This window comes from Cribrihabitans pelagius (assembly GCF_048820915.1).
In the GTDB taxonomy this organism is placed as follows: domain Bacteria; phylum Pseudomonadota; class Alphaproteobacteria; order Rhodobacterales; family Rhodobacteraceae; genus Cribrihabitans_A; species Cribrihabitans_A pelagius.
In genome coordinates, this window is record NZ_JBMERR010000012.1 from 128,972 (window position 1) to 143,762 (window position 14,791).

At 65.1% G+C, this 14,791-nt stretch carries 13 protein-coding genes; 4 read left to right on the plus strand and 9 right to left on the minus strand.

Annotation, left to right across the window (positions count from 1 at the left end; translation table 11 throughout):
* Positions 1–34: 34 nt before the first annotated feature.
* A complete protein-coding gene (gene gap, locus ACOHX0_RS12480) occupies positions 35–1,045 on the minus strand; it encodes a type I glyceraldehyde-3-phosphate dehydrogenase (RefSeq protein ID WP_420677131.1) in 1,011 nt (336 codons plus the stop codon).
* A gap of 228 nt (positions 1,046–1,273) precedes the next feature.
* Between gap and ACOHX0_RS12485 the strand changes: the two genes are divergently transcribed.
* On the plus strand, positions 1,274–2,278 hold the full coding sequence (locus ACOHX0_RS12485; protein WP_420677133.1) for a LacI family DNA-binding transcriptional regulator: 1,005 nt from the start codon (positions 1,274–1,276) through the stop codon (positions 2,276–2,278).
* Between the two features lie 174 nt (positions 2,279–2,452).
* On the plus strand, positions 2,453–3,598 hold the full coding sequence (locus ACOHX0_RS12490) for a lytic murein transglycosylase (protein WP_420677134.1): 1,146 nt from the start codon (positions 2,453–2,455) through the stop codon (positions 3,596–3,598).
* A gap of 118 nt (positions 3,599–3,716) precedes the next feature.
* On the opposite strand, the gene ACOHX0_RS12495 is transcribed toward ACOHX0_RS12490, so the two are convergent.
* The 7 genes from ACOHX0_RS12495 to ACOHX0_RS12525 all read right to left on the minus strand — a co-directional run bounded on the left by ACOHX0_RS12495 (position 3,717) and on the right by ACOHX0_RS12525 (position 11,867).
* Positions 3,717–4,862 (minus strand): iron-containing alcohol dehydrogenase, encoded by a 1,146-nt coding sequence (locus tag ACOHX0_RS12495; RefSeq protein WP_420677135.1) that lies wholly within the window; start codon positions 4,860–4,862, stop codon positions 3,717–3,719.
* A gap of 93 nt (positions 4,863–4,955) precedes the next feature.
* Positions 4,956–6,338: an aldehyde dehydrogenase family protein gene (locus ACOHX0_RS12500; protein ID WP_420677136.1), complete on the minus strand. Its 1,383-nt coding sequence runs from the start codon at positions 6,336–6,338 to the stop codon at positions 4,956–4,958.
* A gap of 96 nt (positions 6,339–6,434) precedes the next feature.
* Positions 6,435–7,787, minus strand: coding sequence for a glutamine synthetase family protein (locus tag ACOHX0_RS12505; protein WP_420677137.1), 1,353 nt, complete (start codon positions 7,785–7,787; stop codon positions 6,435–6,437).
* 117 nt (positions 7,788–7,904) lie between these two features.
* Positions 7,905–8,939 (minus strand): TRAP transporter substrate-binding protein, encoded by a 1,035-nt coding sequence (locus tag ACOHX0_RS12510; RefSeq protein WP_420677138.1) that lies wholly within the window; start codon positions 8,937–8,939, stop codon positions 7,905–7,907.
* A 51-nt stretch (positions 8,940–8,990) separates the two neighbouring features.
* Positions 8,991–10,493: a TRAP transporter large permease gene (locus ACOHX0_RS12515; RefSeq protein ID WP_420677139.1), complete on the minus strand. Its 1,503-nt coding sequence runs from the start codon at positions 10,491–10,493 to the stop codon at positions 8,991–8,993.
* A complete protein-coding gene (locus ACOHX0_RS12520; RefSeq protein WP_420677140.1) occupies positions 10,493–11,089 on the minus strand; it encodes a TRAP transporter small permease subunit in 597 nt (198 codons plus the stop codon). Before ACOHX0_RS12520 ends, ACOHX0_RS12515 begins: the two co-directional genes overlap by 1 nt.
* Positions 11,082–11,867: an N-formylglutamate amidohydrolase gene (locus ACOHX0_RS12525; RefSeq protein ID WP_420677142.1), complete on the minus strand. Its 786-nt coding sequence runs from the start codon at positions 11,865–11,867 to the stop codon at positions 11,082–11,084. The genes ACOHX0_RS12520 and ACOHX0_RS12525 overlap by 8 nt, the downstream gene beginning before the upstream one ends.
* Before the next feature lie 153 nt (positions 11,868–12,020).
* Between ACOHX0_RS12525 and ACOHX0_RS12530 the strand changes: the two genes are divergently transcribed.
* The gene (locus tag ACOHX0_RS12530; RefSeq protein WP_420677143.1) at positions 12,021–12,893 is read left to right on the plus strand and encodes a MurR/RpiR family transcriptional regulator; all 873 of its coding nucleotides are present in this window, start codon (positions 12,021–12,023) and stop codon (positions 12,891–12,893) included.
* Positions 12,894–13,000: 107 nt separating this feature from the next.
* Positions 13,001–13,351 carry a RidA family protein gene (locus tag ACOHX0_RS12535; protein WP_420677145.1) on the plus strand — a complete coding sequence of 117 codons (351 nt, stop codon included), beginning with the start codon at positions 13,001–13,003 and terminating at the stop codon, positions 13,349–13,351.
* Positions 13,352–13,468: 117 nt separating this feature from the next.
* On the opposite strand, the gene ACOHX0_RS12540 is transcribed toward ACOHX0_RS12535, so the two are convergent.
* Positions 13,469–14,170, minus strand: a complete 702-nt coding sequence (locus tag ACOHX0_RS12540) for a dimethylsulfonioproprionate lyase family protein (protein ID WP_420677147.1) — start codon at positions 14,168–14,170, stop codon at positions 13,469–13,471.
* Positions 14,171–14,791 lie beyond the last annotated feature (621 nt).

Consider the following 14,791-nt stretch of genomic DNA (forward strand, 5'->3'; position numbering starts at 1 on the left):
GCTCGCTCCGCCGCGCGGCGGCCGCCGTCTGTGTTCAGCCGCCCTTCAGGACTTCGCCGATGCGGCGGCCGGTATCGACCATGCGGTTGGAGAATCCCCATTCGTTGTCATACCAGCTGACCACCCGCACCAGACCTTCGGAAGTGACGGCTGTCTGCGGCGCGGCAAAGCAGCTGGAGTGGGGATCGTGGTTGAAATCCACCGACACCAGCGGCTCGGTCTCGTAAGACAGAATGCCCTTCAGCGGACCTTCGGCCGCCGCCTGCATGGCCGCGTTCACCTCTTCCACCGTGGCCGGGCGCTCGGGCAGGAAGGTGAGGTCCACCATCGAGACATTGGCGGTAGGCACACGGATTGCCGAGCCCTCCAGACGGCCTTCCAGATGCGGCAGCACTTCGGAGATGGCGCGTGCAGCGCCAGTGGAGGTCGGGATCATCGACAACGCCGCAGCGCGGGCGCGGTAGAGGTCCGAGTGGCTGGCGTCATGGGTCGGCTGGTCGCCGGTATAGGCGTGGATCGTGGTCATGTACCCGGTCTTGATGCCGAAGGTCTCGTCCAGCACCTTGGCCACCGGCGCCAGGCAGTTGGTGGTGCAGGAGGCGTTGGAGATCACCACGTCCTCTGGCGTCAGGTCCATGTGGTTGACGCCATAGACCACGGTGCGGTCTGCCTCCTTGCCCGGGGCGGAGATCAGCACCCGCTTGGAGCCGTTCTTCAGGTGCCGGGCGGCGGCGTCCCGGCTGACGAAGATGCCGGTGCATTCGAAGGCGACGTCAACGTCCTGCCAAGGCAGGTCCTCGGGGTTGCGCTCGGCGGTGAGGCGGATGTCGTGGCGGCCCGCCTTGAGGCGGCCGTCAGCGATGCTGGCGGGCACCGTCAGGCGGCCGTGGACGCTGTCGTATTTCAACAGGTGCAGCAGGGTCTCGGCCGGGGCCAGGTCGTTGATGGCCACCACCTGGACATCCTCGGCGCCGCTTTCCAGCAGCGCCCGCAGCACGCCGCGGCCGATGCGTCCGAATCCGTTGATCGCAATTTTCAGGGTCATCTGTGTTCTCCGGCTGCTGACACCGGGACGGGGGCTCCGGTATCGATAACGGTTTGGGGTGTTCAGGTATTGTTGTTAGCGGTATCGTTATCGGCACCGGAGGCAAAATGCAAGCCTGCGCCCGCCCGGCTGCCCGGCCGCAGCCTGCGGCCAAAGACCGCTGCCGCGGCGGCGGCGCTGCCGGGCGGCGGGCCTTGCGGGCGCGGTCAATGTGCAGGAGCATGAGGCATGACGAGGAAATTGCTGCTGAAAGACGTGGCCCGGCTGGCCGGGGTGAGTGAGATGACCGCATCCCGGGCGTTGCGCGGGGCGCCGGATGTGTCGGAAAAGACGCGCGCCCGCGTGGAGGAGGTGGCGCGCGCGCAGGGCTATGTGCCGAACCGCATTGCGGGCTCGCTCTCGTCGCAGTCAGTGAACCTCGTGGCGGTGGTGGTGCCCTCGCTCAACAGCTTTGTTTTTCCCGAAGTGCTGTCGGGGATCTCGGCCGTCTTGAAGGACAGCGGCCTGAAGCCGGTGGTGGGGATCTCGGGCTATGACCTCGAGGAAGAGGAAAGCGTGATCCGCGAAATGCTGAGCTGGCGGCCCTCCGGACTGGTCGTGGCGGGGATGGAACATACCGGGGCCACCCGGCGGATGCTGCAGCAGGCGGGCTGCCCGGTGGTCGAGGTGATGGACGTGGACGGCAGCCCGGTGCGCCATTGCGTCGGCATCTCCCACCTGCAGGCGGGGCGCGGGATGGCGGCGCAGATCCTGGCGCGCGGCCACCGCCGGATCGGCTTCATCGGCACCAAGATGCCGCAGGATTTCCGGGCGCGGAAGCGCTTTGACGGCTTCACCGACGAGCTTGCGGCCGCGGGCGTGACACTGGCGGACCGGGAGCATTACGCGGGCGAAAGCTCGATTGCGACGGGGCGCGCGCTCACTGCCCAGATGCTGGCGCGCAGCCCGGGGCTGGACTGCATCTATTACTCCAGCGACGTGATGAGCGTCGGCGGGCTGATGCATTGCCTGGCGGCCGGGTTGAAGGTGCCGCAGGACATCGCGCTGGCGGGTTTCAACAACCTGCAGATCCTGCAGGGCATGCCGCTGGCGCTGGCCACCACCGATTCCTGCCGCCGCCGGATCGGGGCGCGCGCGGCGGAAATCATCCTGCAATCGCGCAAGGCTGGCGGAGCGGCGGACCTGGTGTTTGAGTGCCTCAGTCCCGAGATCAGCCTGGGCGAGACGCTGTAGACCGGCGGCGCGCAACAAGGGCGGCGGCGCCTCGCCGCCTGCGGCCCGGGGGCGAGGAGGCGGCCTTGGCGCCGCCTTGGGAATCTGACAGGCTGACAGCAGAAGCGGCCGCAGGCGGCACGCCGCCGCGGGGCCGGGCGGGAACAACAGACAAATCAGCGGGCAGGGTACGGCATGGAAATCTCACGGCGTTACTTCGGAATTGGGCTTCTGGCATTCGGGCTTGCAGCATGCAGCCGCCCTGCGGTGCGGGGCAGGGGCGCCACGGAAACGGGCGGGTTGCCGTCCGATCTGCGCCCGGCGCCAAATGCGGGCTATGACGCTTGGGTTGCAAGCTTCCGCAGCCGGGCGCGGGCCAGCGGCATTTCCGACAGCACCCTGCGCGCGGCCTTCCGCGGTGCCGGATACCTGCCGGGTGTCATCACCCGAGACCGCAACCAGACCGAGTTCAAGCGCAGCCTGGAGGATTATCTCTCCATCGCGGTTTCGGACGAGCGGGTCGCCAAGGGCCGCGCCGCCTTTGCCCGCCACCGCAGCACATTGGCGGCGCTGGAGCGCGCCTATGGCGTCGATGCGGAGATCATCGCCGCGATCTGGGGGCTGGAGAGCTATTATGGCGAGCGCCGCGGCGATGTGCCGGTGATTTCGGCCACCTCGACGCTGGCTTATGACGGCCGGCGCGGCGCATTTTTCGAGAAACAGCTGCTGGCGGCGTTGCGCATCTTGCAGAACGGCGACATCCCGCCCGCGCGGATGACCGGCAGCTGGGCGGGGGCGATGGGGCATACGCAGTTCATCCCGACTTCGTATCAGGCGTTTGCCGTCGATTTCACAGGCGACGGGCGGCGCGACATCTGGTCCGAGGATCCAAGCGACGCGCTGGCCTCCACCGCCGCCTACCTTTCGCGCAACGGCTGGAAGCGCGGGCTGAAATGGGGCGGCGAGATGGGGGCGGACGCGCCTGCGGGCCGGGTGATCCAGCCGCAGCCGGGCGGGCCGCGCTTTGCGGTGACGTCCAACTTCAATGCGATCAAGCGCTACAACAACTCCGATGCCTATGCGATCGGCGTGGGCCATCTGGCAGACCGGATTGCCGGGGGCGGCCCCCTGCGCGCCGGTTTCCCGCCGGATGCCAACGGGCTGACCAAGGCGGACCGGATCGCGCTTCAAAAGCGGCTCACCGCCCGCGGCTTCGACACCGGCGGCAGCGACGGGGTGATCGGCCCGAACAGCCAGGCCGCAATCCGCGCCTACCAGGTCAGCCGCGGCTGGCCCGCGACCGGCACGCCCTCGCAGGAGCTGCTGCGCAGCCTGCGTTGAGGGCGGCCTCACGGCCTTGTTCCGCGCTCGGGGTAAATAAGAACGGTCTAACGACTAACCAAAATGAAAGCGCTCCCCGCCAGGGCAGGGAGCGCTTGCGACTGAATATCTCAGTTCCTCAGAGCGCAGCATTGAACAGCGCCGTGAAGTTCTCCTTTGTCAGTTCGACCGGGTTGCCGCCGCAGGAAGGGTCGATCAGCGCGCCCTCGACCAGCTCGGGGATTGCTGCCTCGGTCACGCCCAGATCCGACAGGCGGCGCGGGATGCCAAGGCTGTCGTTGAATTTCTGCACGAAGGCGCGGAAGCCGTCGAAGCCGCCTTCGATGCCCAGATAAGCCGCCGCCTGGGTGAAGCGGTCGGCGATCACTGGCGCGTTGAAGTCCAGCACTGCCGGCATGCAGACCGCGTTGGTGGTGCCATGATGAGTGTTGAAATGCGCGCCGACCGGGTGGCTCATCGCGTGGATCGCCCCCAGGCCCTTCTGGAAGGCGGTGGCGCCCATCGCGGCGGCCGACATCATCTGCGCCCGCGCCTCGATGTCGCTGCCGTCTGCATAGGCGCGCGGCAGGTAATCCTTGACCAGGCGCATGCCTTCCAGCGCGATGCCTTGGGACATCGGGTGGTAATGGGGCGAGGAGTAGGCCTCGACACAATGGGCAAAGGCGTCCAGCCCGGTGCCGGCGGTGATGAACTTCGGCATCCCCACGGTCAGCTCGGGGTCGCAGATCACGACCGCGGGCAGCACCTTGGGGTGGAAAATGATCTTCTTCTGATGGGTAACGCTGTCGGTGATGACGCTGGCGCGGCCCACTTCCGAGCCGGTGCCTGCGGTGGTCGGCACCGCGATGATCGGCGCGATGGCGTCGGCGTCGGCGCGGGTCCACCAGTCGCTGATATCCTCGAAATCCCACACCGGCCGGGTCTGGCCCGCCATGAAGGCGACCATCTTGCCCAGATCCAGCCCGGAACCGCCGCCAAAGGCGATCACCCCGTCATGGCCGCCCGCCTTGTAGGCGGCAACACCGGCGTCGAGGTTCTTCTCGTTCGGGTTGGGGTCAACCTCGGAGAAGATGCCGCGCCCTAGGCCCGCCGCTTCCATGATGTCGAGGGTGCGTTGGGTGACGGGCAGGTTCGCCAGCCCCTTGTCGGTGACCAGCAGCGGCTTCCTGATGCCCGCCAGTTCGCAGGCTTGGGCAAGTTCCTTGATCCGGCCAGGGCCGAACTTGATCGCGGTCGGGTAAGACCAGTTTCCAATAAGAGACATAGGCGTGTTCCTGTGATGAAACCGGGGAGGGGGCGCTGCCCCCGCTTGCCTGCCGGCAAGCCCCCCGGAGTATTTTTGCCAAGGTGACGAGGCTCAGCCCGTGACCTTTTTCAGGTGGTAGGATTTCGGGCGGGTCAGGTTGTGGTAGCCGATCACCGACAGGCCGCCGCCGCGGCCGGTGTCCTTGCAGCCGGTCCAGCAGAGGCCGGGGTCGAGGTAGTCGGCCCGGTTCATGAAAACGGTTCCGGTTTCCAAGCGGTCGCCCACGGCTTGCGCCCGCTCCACATCGCGGGTCCAGAGCGAGGCGGTGAGGCCGAAGTCGCTGTCGTTCATGAGTTCAATGGCTTCTTCGTCGGAAGAGACCTTCATGATGCCCACGACGGGACCGAAGCTCTCCTCGCGCATCACCCGCATATCGTGGGTCACATTGGTGAGGATCTGCGGGGTGAGGTAAGCTGCGGCGTCATCTTCGGCAAAGGTTTCTATATGGGCAACGGCGCCCGCGGCGACGGCCTCGGCAATCTGGCCGCGCACCTCACTGGCAAAGCGCACGCTGGCCATCGGGCCGATGGTGGTCTCTGCATCCAAAGGGTTGCCGAGCTTGTAGCCCTTCACGATGGCAATCGCCTTCTCCAGGAAGGCGTCATATAGGCTTTCGTGCACGTAGATCCGCTCGATGCCGCAGCAGCACTGGCCGGAATTGAACATGGCGCCATCGATCAGGGTATCCACTGCCGCATCCAGATCCGCGTCCGCCATCACATAGCCCGGGTCCTTGCCGCCAAGCTCGGTGCCGACGCCGGTGAAGGTGCCAGCCGCGGCGCGCTCCATCGCCTTGCCGCCGCCGACCGAGCCGGTGAAGTTGACGAAGTTGAACGCCTTGCGGGCAATCAGCTCCGAGGTGGTGTCATGATCAAGGAAGAGGTTCTGGAACACATCCTCAGGCACGCCGGCGGAGTGGAAGGCCTGCGCCATGCGCTCGCCCGCCAGCAGGGTCTGGGTTGCATGTTTCAGCACCACGGTATTGCCGGCGATCAGCGCAGGCGCCACCGTGTTGATCGCGGTCATGTAAGGGTAGTTCCACGGCGCCACCACCAGCACCACGCCATGCGGCAGCCGCTTGATGTAGCGCTTGAAGGTGGCGTCTTCGCCAACCTCGATATCGGCCAGTGCCTCTTTGGCGATCTGCGCCATGTGGCTGGCACGTTCGTTGAAGCCGCCGAACTCACCGCCATAGCGCACCGGCCGGCCCATCATCTGCGCCAGCTCCGGCACGATTTCATCGTTCATTGCACCCACCGCGGCAACACCCGCCATCACCAGATCGATCCGCTCCTGCAGCGGCCGGGCGGCCCATGCGCCCTGTGCCGCGCGGGCGCGTCCAGCGGCCGCAAAAGCCTCGTCGCGCGACAGCACCGCGCGCTCCGCAAAAACCGATCCATCCACCGGCGAGATGCATTTCAATGTCTGGCCCATCGCCATCAACTCCGTTCACCAGGGCACGAGGCCCATGTCACTTTCTGTCCTTAAATACCCCGGGGGTCCGGGGGCTGGCCCCCGGCGCAGCCCGGATCACGCCCGCTCAAAGCCGCGCGCAATCTCGTAGTCCGTGACCACGCGGTCGAAATCCTCGATCTCCACCTCGGCGGCGCGCAGGTAGTGGTCCACCACCTCCTCGCCAAAGGCTTCGCGCAGCATCTGCGAGTCTTTCAGCGCCGCGCGGGCGTCGCGCAGGGTGCTCGGGATCATGCCGGTATCGCCCTGGTAGACATCGCCCTTGGCAGGCGCTTGCAGCTCCAGCCCTTCCTCGATTCCCGCAATGCCCGCCGCCAGCATCGCGGCCGAGGCGAGGTAGGGGTTCATGTCCGAGCCCGGCAGGCGGCATTCCACCCGGATCGCCTTGGTGCCGTCGCCGCAGAGCCTGAAGCCAGCGGTGCGGTTGTCGACCGACCAGATGATCCGGGTCGGCGCGAAGGTGCCCTTCACGAAGCGCTTGTAGCTGTTGATGTAGGACGCCATGAAATAGGTGTAGTCGGGGGCGTATTTCAAAAGCCCCGCCATGTAGCTTTTCATCAGCTCCGACATGCCCAGCTCGTCCGCCTCGTCAAAAAAGGCGGGCTGGCCGTCCTTCCACAGCGACTGGTGCACGTGGCTGGAGGAGCCGACCTTTGCGTGGCTCCACTTCGGTAGGAAGGAGACGGCGTGGCCCTGCTGGTGGGCGATCTCCTTCACCGCGTGTTTGGCGATAGTGTGGTGATCGGCGGTGCCAAGCGCATCCGAATACTTGATATTCAGCTCTTCCTGGCCGGTCTCAGCCTCACCCTTGGTGCATTCCACCGGGATGCCCGCTTCCCACAGGTGGTTGCGCACCGGGCGCAGCACGTGCTCTTCGCGGGTGGTCTGCAGAATGTTGTAATCCTCGTTGTAACCGGAGATCGGCGCGAGATCGCGGAAGCCCGACTTGCGGATCTCGTCGAAGCTTTTCTCGAACAGGAAGAACTCCAGCTCGGTTGCGGTCATCGCGTCAAAGCCCATCGCTTCGAGCCGCCGGATCTGCCGTTTCAGCATCCCGCGGGGGGAATGGGCGATCTCTTCATGGGTGTGATGATCGAGCACATCGCAAAGCACCATCACCGTCCCCTCCAGCCAGGGCACAGGGCGCAGGGTGGCGAGGTCGGGTTTCATCACGTAGTCGCCGTAGCCCCGTTCCCAGCTGGTGGCGGCAAAGCCTTCCGGAGTGGACATCTCCAGGTCGGTGGCAAGCAGGTAGTTGCAGCAGTGGGTCTCCTCCCAGGCGCTGCGGATGAAATGCTGGGCATGGAAGCGCTTGCCCATCAGGCGGCCCTGCATGTCCACCAGACAGGCCAGCACGGTGTCGACGCTGCCATCGGCAACCTGTTGTTTCAGCGTATCGAAGGAGAGCATGAGCGGCCCTTTGTCTGTTGCGGCCAAAACGCTTGAGAAAGCGTTTTGACAAATTCCTTTGGTAAGGAATTTGGCCCGCTGCGGCGCAGGCCAAATCCAAGATCGTCAGCCGTGCGCTTAGCCGTAGCGGTAGGGGCGGCCGGCTTTCTGCATGTCGGCGTTGTACTTCTTGAAGATCTCCACGACTTTCGCCTTGGTCTCGGATTCCGCGGCGATCTCGTCCCAGAACTTGACGGCGGCGTCTTCGACCTGCTGCCATTCATTGTCGGGAATGGTGGTCAGCTTCATCTTGTCGCCGTTCACACGCAAGCTGGCTTCGCCGCCCCAGTACCACCATTGGCGGTAGTAGTGAGACTGGTCGCAGCAAACGCGGAACAGGGTTTGCAGGTCTTCCGGCAGTTCTTCCCAGCGGCCCATGTTGGCAAAGAACGAGCCCGCCCAGGCGCCGGAGATGTTGTTGGTCAGGAAATAGTCGGTCACATCGGCCCAGCCGACGGTGTAATCCTCGGTGATGCCGGACCAGGCGATGCCGTCGAGTTCGCCGGTCTGCACCGCGACCTCGATGTCTTCCCAGGGCAAGGTGACCGGCACCACGCCAAACTGGCTGAGGAAGCGGCCCGCAGTGGGGAAGGTGAAGACGCGCTTGCCTTTCAGATCTTCCAGCGAGTTGATCGGGTCCTTGGTGGCGAAGTGGCAAGGGTCCCAGGCGCCGGCCGAGATGTGCTTGACGCCGACCTTGGAATATTCCGCGTCCCAGATCTCGTTCAGGCCGTACTGGTTGAACAGCACGGGCACGTCGAGCGAGTAGCGCGAGGCGAAGGGGAAGTAGCCGCCGAAGACGGTGACATCGGTGGGCGAGGCCATCGAGTCGTCATCGGACTGCACCGCGTCGATGGTGCCGCGCTGCATGGCGCGGAACAATTCGCCGGTGGGCACCAGCTGGTCGGCGTAGAACAGTTCGATCTGCATGCGGTCGCCGGCGATCTTGTTGAACATGTCGATGGCGGGTTTCACTACATGTTCGGCCAGGGCGGCGCCGGCATAGGTCTGCATGCGCCAGGTGATGGTGGATTGCGCCAGAGCCGGGGTGGCCAAGGGTGCGGCCATGGCGCCCGCGCCGGCCGACTGCAGGAACTTGCGTCTTGTTGTCATATTTCTCACTCCTTGTTGAACTATCCGGCCCCTAGGCAGGACTCTGCTTGGTTATTTTCCGTAGACGTATTCCGGCAGCCACAGGGCGATCTGCGGGAAGACCATGATCAGGGCGAGTGCCAGCACCATCACCGCGGCAAAGGGGATGATCGAGACATAGATGTCCTTCAGCCCGATCTCCGGCGGTGCCATGGCGCGCATCAGGAACAGGTTGTAGCCGAAGGGCGGCGTCATATAGGCGATCTGGGTGGTGATCGTATAAAGCACCCCGTACCAGATCAGATCGAATCCTAGCGCGCCGACCAGGGGCACATAAAGCGGCGCCACGATCACCAGCATCGCGGTGTCATCAAGGAATGTGCCCATGATGATGAAGCTCAGCTGCATCAAGATCAGGATCATCCAGGGGGAAAGGCCCAGCTGGGTGGTGAACAGATCCTCGATCGCCTTCACCGCGCCCAGCCCGTCGAACACCGCGCCAAAGCCCAAGGCTGCCAGGATGATCCACATGAACATGCAAGAGATGCCCAGCGTGGAGCGCACGGAGACTTCGAAAACCTCCTTGTTCATGCGGCCCTTCAGCACCGCGGCCAGGAAGGCGGTGATGGCGCCGATGGCAGAGCTTTCCACCAGAGAGGTCCAGCCGTTCACGAAGGGCACCATCATCGCCGCAAAGATCGCCAGCGGCAGCACGCCGGAGAACAGCAGCCGGTGCTTCTCCTTCATGTAGATATCTCTGTAGAACGCAGGGTTCCCGCGCATCACGAAGGAGAGCACGCCGAGGCCCAGGCCGAGGCCAAGCGCAGGCTGCGCATCGGTCGCGCCGGTCAGGATCAAGAGCGGCACCAGCACCAGCGTGGCCAGCGTTAGGTAGTTGAGGCGCAGCGGGTGGTCGGTGATCTGCTCGTATTCCGCCAGGTCCTCGGGGTGCATCGCGGGGCCCAGATGCGGCTGCATGCGGGCGCGGACATAGATGTAGATGATGAACATGGCGGCCATCAGCAGCCCCGGCACCACACCGGCCAGCCACAACTGCCCCACCGGCTGGCGCGCGATCATCGCATAGAGCACCAGCACCACCGAAGGCGGCACCAGGATGCCAAGCGAGGAGCCGGCCTGAATGGTGCCGGTCACCAGGATCTTGTCGTAACCGCGGCGCAACAGCTCGGGCAGCGCGATGGTGGCACCAATGGCCATGCCCGCCACCGACAGGCCGTTCATCGCCGAGATCAGCACCATCAGGCCGATGGTGCCGATGGCCAGCCCGCCCTTCACCGGCCCCATCCAGACGTGGAACATGCGGTAGAGGTCGTCGGCGATCTTGGACTCCGACAGCACGTAGCCCATGAAGATGAACATCGGCAGGGTCAGCAGCGGATACCATTTCATCAGCTTCATCGAGGCCGAGAACGGGATCTCCACCCCGCCGGTGCCCCAGAGGAACAGCCCCGCAACCGCGCCGACAAAGCCGATGGCGCCAAACACCCGCTGGCCGGTCATCAGCATCAGCATCATGCCGGCAAACATGACGATGGCGATCATTTCGTAAGGCATTAAATCTCGACTCCGCGCAGGCGTCCGATGTCCCGGAACAGTTCGGCAAGGCATTGCAGCAGCATCAGGAAGACGCCGAAACAGAGGATGGTTTTGACCGGCCACAGGAAAGGCCGCCAGGCGGTGGAGCTGCGCTCCAGATAGCCAAGCTCCTCACCGGCGGCGGCGAAGCCCTGGGTGACAAGCGTTTTAAAGAGGTCCCAGAAGAACTGCACCGGCTCCATTCCGAAGTAGCCCAGCGAATAGGCGGTAGAGCTCAGCGCGCCGTACATCAGGATGCCGAGGTAAGTGATCAGGAACAGCACCGTGAAGGCGTCGACCATGGCCTTGGTCTTCACCGACCAGGCGCCATAAAACAGGTCCATCCGCACGTTGGAGCCCATCTGGATAGAGTAGGGCCCGCCGAGGATGTAATAGGCGACCATCACGAACTGCGCGGTCTCCAGCGTCCAGAGCGAGGGGTTGAAGAAGGTCTTGGACACCGAAGACCATAGAAGCACCCCGATCAGGGCGAAGATCAGATACATGGCAAAGCGGCCGATCGCGCGGTTCATCGCGTCGATGGCGCGCACATAGGCGGTGATCACTCTAGGCATCGGGGCCTCCTTCGGCCGTGAGTGCGGCAAGCGCCGGGCGCAGCAGGGTCAGCATCTCCTCCGCCATCGCCTGCTCGTCCGCGTCTGAGCGCAGGAGGTCGTTGCGGATCTCGATCATCACGTTGGGCAACCCGCGCGAAAGCGCGTGTTCCTTCAGCGAATGGGTCACGCCGTCGCCGGGGCCGTAAGGCTGGTTACGCTCGATCCGGCGGTGCGGCAGGGCAGGGGCCCCGGCCAGCATCGTATCGGCCATGCGGCTGTCGCTGTCGTGCAGGATGCCGATTTCCACAGGCCGCGGCTTGCCATAATAGACCGGCGTGAAGCTGTGCATGGTGACAACCGCGGTTTTGAGCCCGGCCTTCTCGCGCGCCCCGATCACCCGGGTCACGGCGTCGCAGAAGGGGGTATAAACGCTGTCCTCCCGCTCCTGGCGCTGTTCGGGCGTGAGGTTCGCGTTGCCCGGCACCTCGATCAGCTCGGATTTTTCCGGCATCGCGGAAGCGGCTTCGGGCGGGCGGTTGCAGTCGAACACCAGCCGCGACACCCGGCTGGCGACCAGCGGCGCGTCGAGCGCGGCCGACAGGTGCATCGCGACGGCGCGCGCGCCCGGGTCCCAGGCCGCATGACTCTGCCGGTCTTCCCGCTTCAGCCCCAGTCCGTTGTAACGGGCGGGAATGTCGCTGGAGGCATGTTCGCACAACAAGAGCACGGCGCCGGTCCCGTTCGGGTTCACCACTTCCACTGCTTCCCCCAAAGCGTGAGAATCGCTCTCTCGCATATGCCGCCTCCCTGCGATTTGGAAAAATGTTTCCATGAAGAGATATTTGTGTCAATATATTTTCATGATCGGTTCCAGACAGGGATTCCTGAAACTTTCTCTTCAGGCTGGGTCCGGGTAGGAAAGTGTCTGTTCAAACGCAGGGAAGTGCCGTTGTCGAAACCGCCCGCCACAGTTCGCGAGTTGATCCGCGAGAATTATTCCTCGCTCACCCAGTCCGAGCGCAAATTCGCAAATTTGCTGCTGGAAAACTATCCCGCGGCGGGTCTGGCCTCGATCACCATCGTGGCCGCCAATGCCGAGGTTTCCACGCCAACGGTGGCCCGGATGGTGCAGAAACTGGGCTTCAAAGGGTATCCGCAGTTCCACCAGGCACTCTTGAAGGAGCTTGAGGCCAAGGTCTCCGGCCCCACCAAACGGCGCGACAACTGGGCATCAGAAGCGCCCGAAGGCCATTTGCTGAACAGATTTGCACAGGCCGTCACCGACAACCTGCAACAGACGTTTTCCAACATCGACTCGGCCCAGTTCGACGCCGCCGTCCGCCAGCTCGCCAACACCGAGGGGCGGCTCTACGTGGTCGGCGGGCGCATCACCCGGGCGCTGGCGGATTACGCTTTTACCCATTTCCAGGCGATCCGGCAGCGGGTCACCCATATGACCTCCTCCTCCGCCACCTGGCCGCATTACGTGCTCGACATGGTGGAGGGCGACACGCTGATGATGTTCGACGTGCGCCGCTACGAGACCAACCTGCAGCGGCTGGCCGAACTGGCCGCCGGGCGCGGTGTGCGCATCATCCTGATTACAGACCAATGGGCGAGCCCGATTGCCGGGGTGGCGGATCACACCTTCAATTGCTGGGTGGAGATCCCCTCGGCCTGGGATTCCAACATCTCCACCATGATGCTTCTGGAGGCGATGATCGCCGCCACCCAGGAAGAGAGCTGGGACAAGACCAAGGAACGTTATGACCGGCTGGACGAGCTGTTCGACATGACCCGGCTTTTCCGGAAGTTTTCCTGAAGCCTGAGGCGCCGGTAGATTGCCGCGCCCGCGGGGCCGGGCTATCGGAGAGGGGACGGGGGCCGCGGCGCCCCCGTATATAGGACAGCAGGAAAGAGGAGGGGCCCATGGCCAGCATTACACGCAGACAGAGCGGCGCACGGATGAGCCAGATCGTGACTCATGGCGAGACCGTCTACCTGGCGGGCCAGGTCGGCACCGCGGGTGCCAGCGTTGCGCAGCAGACGCAGGAGTGCCTCGACAAGGTCGACGCGCTGCTGGCCGAGGCAGGCAGCAGCCGCAACCACATGCTGCAGGTGGTGATCTGGCTCGCGGATATGGGCGATTTCGACGAGATGAACACGGTCTGGGATGCCTGGGTGCCGGAGGGCCACGCCCCGGCCCGCGCCTGCGGCGAAGCCAAGCTCGCCCGCCCCGACTTCCTGGTCGAGGTCATCGTGACCGCCGCGCTGGCCTGATCCCGGGTCTTCACGTGAACCCCCGCTCCGGAGCGTTCCGGGGCGGGGCTGCGCGGCGGCCGCTCTCAGTGGAGCGGCTGCCTATATAGAGAGAGGGCTGCGCCCGGCGGTCCCGCCTCAGGACGCGGACATGCGCGGGTCCTCCGCCAGCCCCTCGCCCCTCCACAAGACAAAGCACAGGATCGGCGCGTCCCCTGTCACCATCGCATGCGGCTGGTTCGCGGCGTGCAGTCTGGTGTCTCCCGGAGTGAGCACAAGCGGCGCCTCGCCCTCGGCCAGGAAAGTGGCTTGGCCCGAGAGCACACAGTAAAGCTCTTCCGGCCCGTGCTGGTGCCAGGGGTAGTCGAGCCCGCGGCCCCAGTAGCCCACGGTCATCCGGATCTGCTCCGAGTGGAAATGCCCGGTGGGGCCCGCCAGCTCGAACCAGCCGAAGCGCCGCAGGAAGTCCGCGCCGACCTCGGCCTCCGTATAGGTTAGGCGCCATTCGGCATGCGGCGCCAGGGCCGCAAGGGCCTCCTGCAATGCCCGCACCTCTGCTGCCGCCGGCCCTCCGGCCGCGGCCTGTCCCGGATCGCTTGCCAGCAGCGCGGCGCCGGGGACACTTGATCCGTGCCGCCCGGCCCAGGTGAGGTCTTCGGGCCAGGGCTGGAAAGCAGCCATTGCGGGGAGGGCCGCATGCAAGGCCCGCGCTGCCTCCAGCGCCCTGTCGAAGGCCAGCCGGGCGGAGGCTGCTTCCGGCGGGATGGCGAGCGGGATCGCGCCGGCCGGGAAACTGCCGGGAGCAATCCTGTCAGGGCGGGGCGCTGCGAAACTGTCCATCTTCGGTCTGTCCTTTTGCCTGGAGGGTAGGGGCGGTCTGATGATGAGAAACGCTAAGGCTGGATCCGGGCGGGCGTCGAACATGAAACGCGCAGGCCTGGAGTCGTTTTTGGGCCCGAATCCGGCGGGCGGCATGTCCGCCCGGCCTTCTTGGGGGCTTTGCCCCCGGCCCTTTGGGCCTCCCCCGGGGTATTTGGGGTCAGAAAGGCGGGCGGGCGGAATCGGGTTTGGCGGTTCACGGGCGGGTCCGGAGCGGGTCCGGGGTGAGTTTGTCGGTGAGACTGGCGGCGGGGCTGTGGGTAAGCGGCGCGAGTCTGTGGATAAGGCGGCGCGGCGGGGGAGGGGGGCTGGATTTTGGGGCTGCGGGCCGCAAAACCGGGTCAGGGGGGCTGACTTTTTTGCAGTGTAAGTCATTGATTTTACGGTGTTTGTCATCTTTCCATCTGAAAAAGGGCATTTTGGCTGATTTTTGGGTTGCGGGCCGGCGGTGCTCCCCTTAGAACCCCCTTCACCGGCGGCGCTGAGGCGCTGCTGAGACACACCGGACGGGACGCTGAGCCAGGGATGGCGATGCAGGATCGGATCGGGAAACGCGGCGGAGAGGCGCCGGGACGGGCCGGA

Coding starts and splice junctions, on each gene's coding strand:
- gap (WP_420677131.1), bottom strand. CDS start 1,045: ATGACCCTGAAAATTGCGATCAACGGATTCGGACGCATCGGCCGCGGC.
- ACOHX0_RS12485 (WP_420677133.1), top strand. CDS start 1,274: ATGACGAGGAAATTGCTGCTGAAAGACGTGGCCCGGCTGGCCGGGGTG.
- ACOHX0_RS12490 (WP_420677134.1), top strand. CDS start 2,453: ATGGAAATCTCACGGCGTTACTTCGGAATTGGGCTTCTGGCATTCGGG.
- ACOHX0_RS12495 (WP_420677135.1), bottom strand. CDS start 4,862: ATGTCTCTTATTGGAAACTGGTCTTACCCGACCGCGATCAAGTTCGGC.
- ACOHX0_RS12500 (WP_420677136.1), bottom strand. CDS start 6,338: ATGGGCCAGACATTGAAATGCATCTCGCCGGTGGATGGATCGGTTTTT.
- ACOHX0_RS12505 (WP_420677137.1), bottom strand. CDS start 7,787: ATGCTCTCCTTCGATACGCTGAAACAACAGGTTGCCGATGGCAGCGTC.
- ACOHX0_RS12510 (WP_420677138.1), bottom strand. CDS start 8,939: ATGACAACAAGACGCAAGTTCCTGCAGTCGGCCGGCGCGGGCGCCATG.
- ACOHX0_RS12515 (WP_420677139.1), bottom strand. CDS start 10,493: ATGCCTTACGAAATGATCGCCATCGTCATGTTTGCCGGCATGATGCTG.
- ACOHX0_RS12520 (WP_420677140.1), bottom strand. CDS start 11,089: ATGCCTAGAGTGATCACCGCCTATGTGCGCGCCATCGACGCGATGAAC.
- ACOHX0_RS12525 (WP_420677142.1), bottom strand. CDS start 11,867: ATGCGAGAGAGCGATTCTCACGCTTTGGGGGAAGCAGTGGAAGTGGTG.
- ACOHX0_RS12535 (WP_420677145.1), top strand. CDS start 13,001: ATGGCCAGCATTACACGCAGACAGAGCGGCGCACGGATGAGCCAGATC.
- ACOHX0_RS12540 (WP_420677147.1), bottom strand. CDS start 14,170: ATGGACAGTTTCGCAGCGCCCCGCCCTGACAGGATTGCTCCCGGCAGT.